General features: G+C 33.0%; 12 protein-coding genes. 7 read left to right on the plus strand and 5 right to left on the minus strand.

Features of this window, described 5'->3' with window-relative positions; genetic code table 11:
- Window positions 1-78 precede the first annotated feature (78 nt).
- From lpdA to AAGD19_RS00225, 4 genes are all read right to left on the minus strand, one after another.
- Complete coding sequence (lpdA, locus tag AAGD19_RS00210; protein ID WP_341747820.1) at window positions 79-1,467, minus strand: dihydrolipoyl dehydrogenase; 1,389 nt, start codon at window positions 1,465-1,467, stop codon at window positions 79-81.
- Between the two features lie 60 nt (window positions 1,468-1,527).
- The gene (locus AAGD19_RS00215) at window positions 1,528-2,496 is read right to left on the minus strand and encodes a Fic family protein (protein ID WP_341747821.1); all 969 of its coding nucleotides are present in this window, start codon (window positions 2,494-2,496) and stop codon (window positions 1,528-1,530) included.
- 170 nt (window positions 2,497-2,666) lie between these two features.
- Window positions 2,667-2,843, minus strand: coding sequence for a type II toxin-antitoxin system RelE/ParE family toxin (locus AAGD19_RS00220; RefSeq protein ID WP_341748503.1), 177 nt, complete (start codon window positions 2,841-2,843; stop codon window positions 2,667-2,669).
- 221 nt (window positions 2,844-3,064) lie between these two features.
- The gene (locus AAGD19_RS00225; protein ID WP_341747822.1) at window positions 3,065-3,289 is read right to left on the minus strand and encodes a DUF6290 family protein; all 225 of its coding nucleotides are present in this window, start codon (window positions 3,287-3,289) and stop codon (window positions 3,065-3,067) included.
- Between the two features lie 83 nt (window positions 3,290-3,372).
- On the opposite strand from AAGD19_RS00225, the gene AAGD19_RS00230 reads away from it, so the two are divergent.
- Complete coding sequence (locus tag AAGD19_RS00230; RefSeq protein WP_341747823.1) at window positions 3,373-4,065, plus strand: SprT family zinc-dependent metalloprotease; 693 nt, start codon at window positions 3,373-3,375, stop codon at window positions 4,063-4,065.
- Here the strand turns inward: AAGD19_RS00230 and rpe are convergent.
- A complete protein-coding gene (gene rpe / locus AAGD19_RS00235) occupies window positions 4,054-4,704 on the minus strand; it encodes a ribulose-phosphate 3-epimerase (protein WP_341747824.1) in 651 nt (216 codons plus the stop codon). The genes AAGD19_RS00230 and rpe overlap by 12 nt on opposite strands.
- A 278-nt stretch (window positions 4,705-4,982) precedes the next feature.
- Here rpe and AAGD19_RS00240 point away from each other — a divergent pair, with 278 nt between their 5' ends.
- From AAGD19_RS00240 to AAGD19_RS00265, 6 genes are all read left to right on the plus strand, one after another.
- Complete coding sequence (locus AAGD19_RS00240; protein ID WP_341747825.1) at window positions 4,983-6,527, plus strand: acyl-CoA carboxylase subunit beta; 1,545 nt, start codon at window positions 4,983-4,985, stop codon at window positions 6,525-6,527.
- 21 nt (window positions 6,528-6,548) lie between these two features.
- Window positions 6,549-8,546, plus strand: coding sequence for an acetyl/propionyl/methylcrotonyl-CoA carboxylase subunit alpha (locus AAGD19_RS00245; protein WP_341747826.1), 1,998 nt, complete (start codon window positions 6,549-6,551; stop codon window positions 8,544-8,546).
- Between the two features lie 73 nt (window positions 8,547-8,619).
- Window positions 8,620-10,467, plus strand: a complete 1,848-nt coding sequence (locus AAGD19_RS00250) for a PAS domain-containing sensor histidine kinase (RefSeq protein WP_341747827.1) — start codon at window positions 8,620-8,622, stop codon at window positions 10,465-10,467.
- Between the two features lie 218 nt (window positions 10,468-10,685).
- Entirely contained in the window at window positions 10,686-12,197 is a 1,512-nt protein-coding gene (locus AAGD19_RS00255; protein ID WP_341747828.1) for a hypothetical protein, read from the plus strand.
- Window positions 12,198-12,411: 214 nt separating this feature from the next.
- Window positions 12,412-13,215, plus strand: coding sequence for a hypothetical protein (locus AAGD19_RS00260; protein WP_341747829.1), 804 nt, complete (start codon window positions 12,412-12,414; stop codon window positions 13,213-13,215).
- A 50-nt stretch (window positions 13,216-13,265) separates the two neighbouring features.
- Window positions 13,266-14,228, plus strand: a complete 963-nt coding sequence (locus AAGD19_RS00265; RefSeq protein WP_341748504.1) for an autotransporter outer membrane beta-barrel domain-containing protein — start codon at window positions 13,266-13,268, stop codon at window positions 14,226-14,228.
- The last annotated feature ends 7 nt before the right edge of the window (window positions 14,229-14,235 follow it).

Below are 14,235 nucleotides of genomic sequence, written 5' to 3' on the forward strand. Positions count from 1 at the left end.
TTTTCCTCATATTAATTCTAGGACAATTTATAACATAATTTATGCTTACCACTAAGTAACAAAAAGAATTTTTTTTAATTATATATGAATAGCTCTACCATAAGCCTGCAATACTGACTCACCCATCATTTCAGATAAAGTTGGATGAGGGAAAATAGTATTGATTAAATCAAGCTCTGTACCTTCCATAGTTCTAGCAATCACATAACCTTGAATTAGTTCGGTAACTTCTTTGCCTATCAAATGGGCTCCTAACAATTCACCAGTCTTTACATCAAAAATCGTTTTAATCATCCCTTCAGTACAACCATCAACCAAGGCTTTACCATTAGCGATAGATGGGAATCTGCCAATTTTCACTTGGTAACCAGCTTTTTTCGCTTGTTCTTCAGTAAGTCCTACACTAGCAATCTGAGGTGAGGAATAAGTACAGCCTGGAATATTACGTTTCTCTATAGGATGAGCTTTAAGCCCCGCAATAGTTTCTACAGCAATAATACCTTCATGACTTGCTTTGTGGGCAAGCCATGGTGCTGATGTGACATCGCCTATTGCATAAATTCCCTGTTCATCAGTTTGCATAAACTGATTGGTAATAATATGACCTCTATCTATTTTGATATTAGTTTTTTCTAGATTAAGATTTTCCGTATTGCCAACTATACCAACTGCCATCAGCAAAGTTTCAGCTTGTATCTTGTGATTTTTGCCTTCTATCTCAACTTCAATCGTGATATGATCTTGTGTTTGGCTATGATTTAACAATTTGCTATTAGTATGAATTTTTATACCCTTTTTTTCAAAAGTTTTTCGTGCCATTAAAGAAATTTCTTCATCTTCAGCCTGTAATATCCTATTTTGCACTTCAATTACAGTGACATTTGTTCCTAAAGCATTATAAAATGAAGCAAATTCTATACCAATCGCTCCTGATCCAACGATAATCATAGATTCTGGTAATTTATCAAGAACCATAGCCTCTTTGGAGGTAATAACTTGCTTGCCATCCGGCTCAAATCCATCTAAGATTCTAGACCTTGCACCTGTTGCAATTATTATGTCCTTTGCTTTAATCAAAATTTTTTGACCATTATTATTGATCTCTACTACCTTGCCTGTTCCTAGGCTAGCCGTGCCATCAATTATCGTAACCTTATTTTTTTTTAGCAGAGATTTAATACCAGATGTTAACTGCGTCGATATATCTCTAGAACGCTGTACTATTTTTTTTAGGTCAAAACTTGCTTCACCTACTATAATACCATAATCTTTAGCATGTCTAATTTTTTGAAATAATTCAGCTGATTTAAGCAATGCTTTTGTTGGTATACAACCCCAATTTAAGCAAACTCCCCCTAAATGCTCCTTCTCAATCAACACAACTTTTTTATTTAGTTGTGCAGCCCTAATTGCAGCCACGTAACCACCTGGTCCACCACCAATAATCGCTAGATCATAATTTTCCATTAATATATCCACTCATTCTTTCTAGATTTCTTTTATAACTTAATTTAACGGAAGAGTCTATTATTGAAATTTATAACAAGTTTGATTTTTTATACCTTTATGAGTTAGGATACCTTCCTTAACCCCAAAGATTAGATCACGACTGGCCGACGCAGAAGAAATATCCTTATGTAACAGAATATAATCTTTCCTTGAAAACCAACTATTTGGTAATTTTATTTTAGCAAATTCTAACCTAGACTTAGGAGTTTTGACTTGCGATACTACATTATTAACATATAGTTGCAGAGCTTTTAGTATCTGTGTTGCCATAAATTCAATGAACAAGGTAGACTCCCCTACTTTATCACACTCAGCTAAAACGTCATAGTACTCACTTTGTTCGTTTTTTATTAGTACCTCTACCGAAATATATTTAAAAATTGGTTCTGCTTTCATTAATAATAATTGTTGCCATAACCTACCCATTCGTCCATTACCATCTGAGAAAGGATGGATAAATTCTAGCTCATAATGAAATACGCAAGCTTTAATTAGCCACGGAATATCCTTATTTTCTTTTATGAACTGAAATAATTTATCCATTAATAATGGGACACGACTAGCTTTAGGAGCTATATGAGATATTTCATTGCCTTTAAATATGCCAACTCCGCTGGCTCGAAAATAGCCATTATCAACTATTAACTCTTGCATCAATAATCTATGTGCCTCTAGTAAACAATCTATTGATAATGGATTTAATTTATGTAAATTATTGTATAATTTAATGGCATTGTTAACTTCAATAATATCATTTTTAGGACCTAGCACCGGTTTTCCATCAATTATATCGGTTATTTGGTCTAAACTTAAACTATTACCTTCAATTGCTAAAGAAGAATGTATAGTCTTTATTTGGTTACTTTTTCTAAGTTTTACTGCAGGCAAAGAAAGCTTAGCTCCGGATAGAATACCAAGCTCATATGCAATATCTTGCAGTAATGTAAGTATTTTATTACTTACTTGAAAAGGTGGTTTTTCACTCATAAAATGATAGTATCATATGATACTATCATTGGCTATAAAATAATATTAGATTTTAAATACAGAGTAATTTGAACTTTGCAGCTATATAGGCTTAATAACGGCGTTGAGATGATAAGCGAGAGTCCTCTAGCCTCCGTAATTTCTAGTATTTAGATGTGCTAACATCGGTTTTAATCATATATTTCACGTCTATGTCCTACATCAATAACCAAGATCAGCGATTCGTTATTACTGATATTGCAAATAATTCTATAATCATCAACTCTGTAACGCCAAAGACCTTTCTTCTCTCCAACAAGACTTTTGCCAAAATCATGAGGATTTAATAGAGATTCTGCTTTCCAAATAGTAGACCTCTTTCGAAACTCTACTTCTGCTGGTGATTTGTACGTCGATGCGGTACTCGAATCCTCACGTACATTAGAGTACGCTGCGGTTCTGCGTTCCGCGTCTCCTTCAAATCCCTCAGCACAAGCGAGTTTCGAAAGAGGTCTAGTGAATTATACGTTGTTGTGTATCTTTATTTAATTTTGAAAATTGTTTTCTACTACGATCCGTAAACAGAATACTATAAGCCATTTTCCTTTTTAATTTGATTTAATGAATAAGTTTTAAAACCATCGTTATAAAACTCATCTAAAGCTTGCCTGCCAATTGTAAGATCATTTTGATCGACTAAATATAACTCTACAGCTTTTCTTAGTATATAGGCTTTACTACGGTCATGCACTTTAGCAAAAGTTTCAATTTGTTCATTTAACTGATCATCTACGTTAAAAGATAAAGTATGCATAATTAAGTTACTCTTAATAAATTTAATTAACTAGAATTATCAATATATTATATTAATAATAATTTTGAAATTAGATTTTAAACATGAAACATCAGCAGATTACTTTAGATAAACTAGGGTCTGATATTAACATTCCAGTAAGATATAGTACTAAAGCTAAACGAATTAGCATTAGAATAAACCACACAGGAGCTGAATTAGTTTTACCTAATAAAAATTTTAATACAGGATATAAATTTTTGTTAGAAAAAGAATCTTGGGTTAGGCAAAAACTGCAAAAATTCTTAAACAAGCCCCCCTTTGATTATAACACAATAACAGTCTTTGACGAAGTATATTCGTTATTAAATATTGATGCAGATTATAAAAAAGTACAAATCACGGATGATGTTATTCAGATATATTCTTTACCCTCACAACACAAAAGTACTTTAGTAAGGTTTTTAAAAGATATGTTGTTACTAGAAACCACAAAACTGGCTACTCTTCTAGCAAAAGAACATAATATAAACTTTACTAAAATTAAAATTATGAATAATAAGGGCAAATGGGGAAGCTGCTCTAGTAAGGCTGTACTTGCTTTTAATTGGCGTCTTATTTTTGCTCCAAAAAAAATATTAAAATACTTAGTGACCCATGAAATATGTCATATAATTGAAATGAATCACAGTCCTCGTTTTTGGAATTTAGTAGCAAGACTTTATCCTGACTATAAGTTGGCTAGATTATGGCTTAAGGAACATGGCAATACTCTCCATCAATATTTAATGTCTTAGTAAGTCTATTTGTTTTTTATAATCTTTTGATTGGAAAATAAAATTACCTGATACTAAAACATCAGCTCCAGCTTTTATACAGTTCTTACCGGTAACATCATTTATTCCTCCATCTACAGAAAGCAATATATTTTTGCCGGAATTTTTAATTTTTTCCGAAATAATTTTGACTTTCTCTAGCTGATTCTCTATAAACTTTTGGCTAGAAAAACCGGGGTTTACGGTCATTGCTAGAATTATATCTACTTTATCAATAATATAATCTATAGAATTTGGACTTGTAGAGGGAAGTAATGCCACCCCAGCTTTTAACCCTAAATTTTGAATAGTACTTAAAGTTCTGTCAAGATGGATAGTGGTTTCAGGATGGATAGTGATAATATCTGCTCCACTACTAGCATAGTCTTTAATCGAATATTCTGGGTTATTAATCATTAAATGTACGTCAAATGGTAATGTAGTGTGAGGTCTTAAAGCTTTTATTATAGGAGGCCCAAATGTTAAGTTAGGTACAAAATGTCCATCCATAACGTCTATATGGATCATATCAGTGCCAGCTTCTTCCAAAGAACTGATTTCTTTTTGCAAATTAGCAAAATCTGCTGACAGTAACGAAGGTGCGATCTTAATTATTTTCACTTTTGTTTTTATCCTCGATATGAACTTTTTGACTATTTTTTCTTCTTGCTATATTCTGTTTTAAAGCACTAGACAGTTTTTGAAATTTACTCTCACTAAATTTACTCCCACTATTTTGCAATTTCTGCTGCTTTTCCTTTGTTATAAAACCCTTCCTATAAACTTTTTTAAGTTCTTCACTGTATTCTATAACTATTCAAATAAATTTCTACTATCTTTTCGACATTTTATTATTATACTACAGGTTATGATTTTATAATGAACTAAGTATAGCCATAATGAATCAACATATTGTAAATTCTCCTGAATCACTTGATGAAAAGCGTAATAATGCCCGTCAAGGTGGAGGGGGAAAGAGAATCGCCTTACAACATAAAAAAGGTAAGCTTACTGCAAGAGAAAGAATAGAAGTATTGCTAGATCCTGAGAGTTTTGAAGAAACAGGAATGTTTGTTGAACATAGATGCAGTAATTTTGGCATGAACGACAAAAAATTCCTAGGGGACGGTATAATAACTGGACATGGTACCATAAATGGCAGGTTGGTTTTTGTATATAGCCAAGATTTTACGGTATTCGGTGGATCCCTTGGTGAGTATCATGCTAAAAAAATATGTTCCCTACTCGATTCTGCTCTGGCGGTAGGAGCCCCAGTTATTGGGATAAATGATTCGGGAGGAGCAAGAATCCAAGAGGGAGTCGATGCTCTCGCTGGTTATGGAGAATTATTTCAACGTAATGTAATTGCTTCCGGTATTATTCCACAAATCACCTTAATTATGGGACCTTGTGCTGGTGGTGCTGTTTATTCTCCTGCCTTAACAGATTTCATATTCATGGTTAAAAATACTTCTTATATGTTTGTAACAGGACCAGACGTAGTTAAAACTGTTACAGGTGAAGAAGTAAGCCAAGAACAACTTGGCGGGGCAAAAATGCATACTACAAAGAGTGGTGTTGCTGACCTTGCTTTTAAAAATGATATAGAGCTACTTCTAGAAACTAGAAGGTTTTTTAATTTTTTACCTCTATCAAATCGCAGTCCCCTACCACATCGTCGTACCGAAGACCCAGCTGATCGGGTTGATATGTCCCTAAACACCTTAGTCCCAAGCATTCCGAACAAAGCTTATGACATGAAAGAATTAATTGAGCGTATTGTTGATGAAGGAGAATTTTTTGAGCTGCAACCAGATTTTGCTAGAAACATTATAATCGGCTTTGGTTATATGGAAGGAAGACCTATAGGATTTGTTGCGAATCAACCATTACATTTAGCTGGCTGTTTGGATATTAACGCATCAAGAAAGGCAGCAAGGTTTGTTCGTTTTTGTGATGCGTTTAATATCCCAATAGTAACTCTAGTTGATGTACCAGGTTTTTTACCTGGCACTGATCAAGAGCATAACGGAATTATTAAACATGGAGCAAAATTGTTATATGCGTACGCTGAAGCAACTGTACCAAAAATTACCATAATTACTAGGAAAGCTTATGGTGGAGCTTATATAGTTATGAACTCAAAACATCTTCGTGGTGATGTGAATTACGCGTGGTTCAACTCAGAAATTGCAGTACTTGGAGCTGAAGGAGCTGCTGAAATAATATTTAAAGAAGAATGCAAAGATACAGAATCAAAAAAACGAAAAATCCAAGAGTATAAAGATACTGTTACTTCTCCTTTCACTGCAGCATCTAGAGGATACCTAGACGATATTATAAAGCCTCAAAATACTAGATGGCGCATATGTAAAGCACTAAACTTTCTTCAAAACAAAAAAATACAATTACCATGGAAGAAGCATGATAACTTACCACTTTAGTATACTTAAGCACGAGATTTTATGACTAAACCATTATTTGATAAAATTTTAATCGCCAATCGTGGTGAAATAGCTTTGAGAATAATGCAAACCCTAAAGAAGATGAGTATTAAATCAGTTGCCGTATATTCTGAAGCAGATACACATTCAATGCATGTACAATATGCTGATGAAGCTTATTACATCGGCAATTCTCCTGCCACTGAGAGCTATTTGTCAATTAAAAATATTGTAAATGCTATTAGAGCAAGTGGTGCTTCAGCAGTACATCCAGGATATGGATTTTTATCAGAAAATTCAAATTTTGCAAATATCTTAAAAAGGGAAGGAGTTGCATTAATAGGTCCCAATGCTTCTGCTATTAAGAAAATGGGTGATAAAATTGAAGCAAAAAAAATCGCTATGGAAGCAGGAGTCAGCACTGTTTCTGGCTATATTGGTACTATCAGCAATATAAATCAGGCCATAGAAATTGCAGAAAAAATAGGTTTCCCTGTTATAGTTAAGGCAACAGCTGGCGGTGGTGGTCGTGGAATGAGAGTGGTAAAAAACTCTGAAGAAATGGCTAATGCCTTTGAATCAGCTAAGCTTGAGGCAGTAAATAATTTTAGCGATGGTAGATTATTCATTGAAAAATTAATTCAGTCCCCAAGGCATATTGAAATACAATTATTAGCTGATCAGTATGGTAACAGTGTTTGTCTTGGTGAGCGAGAATGTTCAATTCAACGTTACCATCAAAAAGTGATTGAAGAAGCCCCAAGCTCCTTTATTACCGAGGAAATACGGCAAAAAATGTATAAAGAGACCATAGCTTTATCTAGCAAGGTCGGTTATTACTCAGCCGGGACAGTTGAATTTATAGTTGATTTAGATAAGAATTTTTATTTCCTTGAGATGAATACTAGGCTACAAGTTGAGCATCCAGTAACTGAGCTGATCACTGGTATTGACATAGTAGAAGAGATGATAAAAATTGCTGCTGGTGAGAAATTATCATTTTCTCAAGAAGATATAAAATTAAAGGGGCATGCGTTTGAATCTAGAATTTGTGCAGAAAACCCCATGCGTGGATTTCTGTCGTCTAGCGGTAGAATTACTGAATATGTAGAACCACCAAAAAATGCTAACATACGTGTGGATACAGGTCTTGGACTTGGTGGAGAAGTCAGTATGTTTTATGATTCAATGATTGCAAAGCTTTGTACTTACGGAGAGACTAGAGAACAAGCTATTGAGGTTATGCGTTCTGCTTTAAGTGCTTACATAATACAAGGTATTTCTCATAATATTAGTTTCTTAGAAGCAGTAATATCACATCCTCGTTTTATAGCAGGTGATATAAATACTGCATTTATAGAAGAAGAATATCCAGATGGGTTTTCTGGAGCAAGCTTAACTTCTGAAATCACTAAAATATTCCTAGCTACAGCCATTTTTGTTTATATTGCGGAGCAAAAACGTGCTTCGTTAATTTCTGGTCAAATAGTCGATCAAACTAATAAAATCGGTACTAGATGGGTTGTATCAATTGATGATAAACTATTTCCAGTTTTAATTAAATCAGTAGATTATGGTTATAATATAAGACAAGAAAATGATAGAATTTATATCCGTAGTAACTGGAACTTAGGTAGTAGACTCTTTTCCTGTATTGTAAATGGTAGAAAAGCCAATGTAAAAATTGGCAATATCTTAACAGGTTATATGTTATCACATTCAGGTATTACTGTTAAAGCTTATGTCCGTTCTCCACGGATGTCTGAACTAGAAGCGTTGATGATTACAAAAAATATCCAAGAAGAGCAAACAGAGCTGCATGCCCCGCTTGCAGGACAAATTATTGCAATTAAGATTCAAGAAGGTAGTACGGTAGTTATTGGTCAAGAGATTATGGTTTTAACTGCCATGAAAATGGAGAATATACTTGTTGCTGAGCGTAATGGGAAAATTGCTAAAATCTTAGTTAATGAGAAAGATCAGGTGGTTAGTGGGCAGGTGTTACTTGAATTTGCTTAGGTTTAAACTAGATATAATAATAGCTTGAAAATTAATTGTAACTAGCATACTCAAATGATTTTGAATAATAAAAATGTTGAATTACTTTTATCGATATCTTAAAAAATATTGTAGTAGCGGTAAATTAATATTTGTTCTAATAATTGTAGCCATTATATTGGCTTGCTCGACTTATTATGTGATTTCAATTGAGTCGAAATCTCTTGGTCCAGACCCAAGTAGAGTTATAGGGCTTATATTAGTAGATCTTGCTGTATTCTTACTTTTAGGTATTTTATTAGCTCGTAAATTTTTACGAGATTTTATTGATAAAGGTGAAAGGGAGACGTCTTCGAAATTACAAAATCGTATCATTATTGCCTTTAGTTTGATTGCTACAATCCCAACTATTATTGTTTCAGTGTTTTCAGCATATTTTTTTAATTTTGGTATTCAATCTTGGTTCGATAAAAAGATTTCTGCTGTGCTTGATCAGTCGATAATAGTCGCAGAATCTTATATAGACGAACATAAACTGCAGTTACGAGAAACAGCATTATCTGTCGCTGATGATTTAACTGAGATGTATTATAATCTAATACATAATCCCCTTTCATTTAATGAAGCATTAAATACTGAAGTTGAGATGCGTTCTCTTGATGAAGCTATAGTTTTTCATAGACCTACTAATACTGTTATTGCTAATACATTCTTAAGTTTCGCAATTTCATTTGCTACTATTCCAGCTCATTTAATGAAAAGAGCTGAGCTAGGAGAAATTGTTGAGATAAAATCTGATCCTAAAAAGATTCGAATGCTTACAAAACTTAAAGATCATAATGATATATATTTGTTGGTAGGTAGATTGATTGATGCTAAAATTATTGATCATATTGATAAAACTAACGGTGCAGCTGAAGAATATTATCGTCTTAAAAAACATATATCCAGTATGCAGATCAAATTTTCTATAGTATTTATTTTTATTGCTTTATTACTGCTATTAGCTGCAATAAGCTGGGGAATGATTTTTGCTACAAAGATAGTAAAGCCTATTCGGAAATTAGTGATTGCTACTGAAAAGGTTAAAAATGGTGACTTAACTATTCAAGTACCAGAAGACCTTGTTAATAAAGATGAAATAAGCGTTTTATCCTCAGCTTTTAATAGGATGATTAAACAAATTGACCATCAACAAAGAGATCTAGTTATAGCTCAGCGTGCACTTGCTTGGTCTGACGTAGCAAGGAAAGTAGCTCACGAGATTAAGAATCCTTTGACACCTATTCATCTTGCCTCCGAAAGATTACTTAGGAAATTTAGTAATCAAGTTGAAGATAAGACAGAGTTCAACAAATACATACAGATGATTGTACGTCATACTGACGATATTAAAAAAATTGTCTCTGAATTTGTTAATTTTGCAAGACTACCAGCCCCAATATTTATGGATTGTGATCTAGTAATTCTTATAAAGAATATGGTTGAATCACGAAAATTAATTAATGATAAAATATTATATAAATTCATCACAACTGATCAACACATAGATTTTATCTGTGATACAACTCAAATTAATCAGATTATGGTTAATTTATTAAAAAATGCCGAAGAATCTATAGGACTTACTAGATTTCAACAAGGTGTTATTGCTGTTTCTATAACCAAGTCTAACCATCAGATTACTATTACAGTAAATGACAATGGAGTAGGATTCCAAGCAAATTTAATTGATAGGGCTACAGAAGCCTATATAACGACTAGATCCAAAGGAACTGGTTTAGGGCTAGCCATTATCAAAAAAATAGCACAAGATCATTGTGCAACACTAGAGTTAGCAAACAAGTACGAGGGGGGAGCGATTGTCAACATAACATTCAACCTTGATGAATTAAAATTAAAGATCAATAATTCGAAGTCGATAAATCACATTTTCACTTAATATTCTTTCCTTACTTTACCTCTTTCTTGGCAACTCTCTTATATTTAAAGTCATGCTTTATAACAATATACTTAATCTGTAATCGTGATTTTTATCACATATTAGTAAATCGTTCTTTAAAAATAAAATTATAAATACAGTTTTTACTTTCCCTCTCTATGACAATTGCATTAACATTAATTAATCTTTAATAAATAAATTAACTGATAGGTAATAAAATGGTTTTATTTAACAAGTTACAAAATAATTTTCTTATTAATAGATTTAATAGATATTTAGTAACAAGGTGCATAATTTTTCTTTTTTTGTTTATTCTGTTTTTTTTATTACAAGGGTTTGGTACATCTAATGTTTTGGCAGCAGGATTAAGAAATGAGCAAATAAATTTACATCATCCAAACCCAACTATTAATAGAGAATACTTTGAAAATGAAATAGAAACAACTTGGCAACTTATTGATGAAGCTCGTGATGAGTTGAAAAGACTAGAACAAACACGTAATTCACAAATAATAGACAGATTTGGGGATTATGACAATGAGTTGAAAAAAGAATTTGGTTTACAAAACAATTATTACCCAAAAGTACTTAAGTTACTAGAAGCAAATTATTTAACATTACTTGATTTACATAGAAACTATAGTTTCAAGAAAGAAATGATCGAAGAAAAAATATCAGATAACGAAACACGGAAAGGTATAAAGGAGAAAGGTTTAACCGCAATAAAGCAACTAATAAAGAGAAATTCTAAAGAATATGATAAAGCTCAATCAGACGCTGAACGAAAGGCTTTGGTAGAAAAGGAAGAATCTTTATCAAAAATAAAAAAAGAATTAGAAGAAACCTCATATCAAGATGCTGTATACTTGGATAATTTGAAGAATGAGAACAACAAACAAGGAGGGAGCGAATATAACGTAGTAAACACAAACCCCGAAAGTATTTACGAAGACAATTTTTCAGATCATTCAAGTATAGTTAAAATTTTAAAAAAAATAGACATATCTCCACAAGACCTAAGGTACGATGATAACACAAAAGAAACTCTCTATATTAATCTTAAGGAAGTAAATCAAAAGTTAGAAGATTTGGCACAGGATATGAGTAACATAGAACAGCAAGAGTCAATACTCAACCAAGAAAAAGATCATTACGACAAACTATCAAGTGCTATCAATATAAAAGAAGATAAAATCCGCAAGTTAGAAGAAACAAAAAAATATTTTGAATCTAAGTTAGATTGTAAAGAGGCTAATAATTCATTACCTACTTTACCAAAGAAGAAATTTAAGAATGTGGCAGCATGCATTATTTCTATTATCAAAGCACAACCTCAAGCTTCTAATAGTTTGATGCCAGTAAAATCACCTTATATATCTCTTAATGACCCACCTCCAAATCCAAGCTTAAGTATGCAAACAGAGATATTACCATACCAAGTAGAGGATTCTGTTGTTATGCCTCTAATATCAGATACCACTCAGCCTAATAATGAAACGCTAACCGATAAAGCTATACCACTAGTAAACACTAAAAGTTTACACAACGAATTTCAAGAATTTGCAACAGAAAATGACGGTAATAATCAATGTAAGGAGATTATTACTCGCAGACATAGCATCGAAACAGAACAACCTAAACATTATCAAGATAAGAAAACTATTACTCGTACGTTTAGCCTCGAAACTCCCCCGACCCCAATCACTAGACGAAGGATTTTTCTCTTATAACAGCAGCATACCAGAATCTGAAGAGGAAGAGTGGAGCAACTCTGAAGATGAATCACTTATAGATATTCCCTTAAAAAGGTTCTCAAGGTCATCTTCATTAGCACCACTCGATCCACAATATTATTCAAGAAGATCATCAGATGCTTCAAATCTTGATTCTAGTGATAAAATAGCAATAGTAACGTTTCCCCCCTTACCAATAACTCAAGAGACTATGTCAATAGTAGCTGAATCTCAGTCTCTTGCAAAAACCACACCTCCAGTAACTATAGTCAATTCAGAAGAATTGGATAGCAGGAATGATGGAGCGAAGCCTATAGATAATAGGCGAGCGATCGAAGACGATGTCACCAAATTCTCATCAATTGACTATAACCTTCAGCATTCTGTAGAAACTATATACTTAAATGATTTGGAGAATGGGGACAACAAACAAGGGGTAAGCAAAAACAACTTAGAACTACATGAATATGAGAATCCACCGAAACCTTACAAAACTAAAAGGCAGAAAAAGAGTATAGCTGTACATGATAATGCAGATGTTGTTCAAAATGAAGTATTTGATAAAGATAATCTTGGGTTAGAAGAATTGTTTAAAGAAGAAGCTGTGCCAATAGTAGCTAATGAGCAACTTCCTGAGGAAGAACATCATGCAGATAAACATCTTGTAGTTAATGTTCAACCTCTTGAGACTGTACCTCAAGCTCCTGCAAATGTAGTCCACGTAGAAAATCATCCTCCTGCAGTTCAACCTCTTGAGGCTGTACCTCAACCTCCTGCAAATGTAGTCCACGTAGAAAATCATCCTCCTGCAGTTCAACCTCTTGCAGCTGCACCTCAACCTCCTGCAAATGTAGTCCATGTAGAAAATCATCCTCCTGCAGTTCAACCTCTTGAGGCTGTACCTCAACCTCCTGCAAATGTAGTCCACGTAGAAAATCATCCTCCTGCAGTTCAACCTCTTGCAGCTGCACCTCAACCTCCTGCAAATGTAGTCCATGTAGAAAATCATCATTAGATGAAAAAGAATCTTATATCTCACCTATTAATTTTGATATCGAACAAAATATAGCAAAATATACTACATATATAGAATTTGATTACTTGGATTTAACTTCAAACGCTTTAAGTACTCGAAATAATCTATTAAAACATAATACGGTAAATATGGTAGCGGCAGGGGATAATGATTATTATATTAAAAAAGGAGGGTGGATTCAAGTTATGAACTCTACTAGCAAACAAAAAGGAAATACTTTACCCTTTAAAAATAATCAGCAAGGCTTCGTTCTAGGTTTTGATGCACAGCCTCTTGATGAACTTATTATAGGAATCGCATATGCTAATGCAAATTCATATACTAAATTTCAAAGCATCTTTAATGACAAGCAAAATATTATTTTACATGTAGCTGCAGTTTACAGCAAATATACATTATCACAAAATATGTATCTGAGTTCTTATCTTAAATATGGTAAAGCCTTTATTAAAAATCTAGGGAAAAGAGATACTATATCAATTAATAGCAAGACTAACGGTTATGTAGGACGTGCGAAGCTTGAAACTCACTATAAAGTTGATTTAGATAAATTTTTGTTCAAACCAATGGTAGGAATAATATTTGATCGTTTTCTAATCAAAAATTTTACAGAATATAGGAAAGATTTTAATATTAATGTACCAACTAGGAAAGGAAAAAGAGTATCATTTGAAACTGGAATTGATTTCAGTAAACGCATTTTAGTAAGAAATATTTCAATTATTCCTAAGGTACACTTTAAACTAGATCAGACTGTTCTACTAAATAATTCAACCGACATCATTAATTTTACTAGCATAGAACACCATACTCAAACAGTAGCTATCACAAAATCTCTAAGACCATCTCCAAAGAATGTTATGTACACTTTAGGAGGTTGTATAAACATGCAATCTGTATCAGCACTTGAATTAGGTGCTGGTTACGATTATAGTTTAAAGAAAAGTTTTACTACCCACTCTTTCTATGTTAATGGATCAGTGAAATTTTAATACAAGT

This window comes from Candidatus Tisiphia endosymbiont of Dascillus cervinus (genome assembly GCF_964026405.1).
Lineage (GTDB): Bacteria > Pseudomonadota > Alphaproteobacteria > Rickettsiales > Rickettsiaceae > Tisiphia.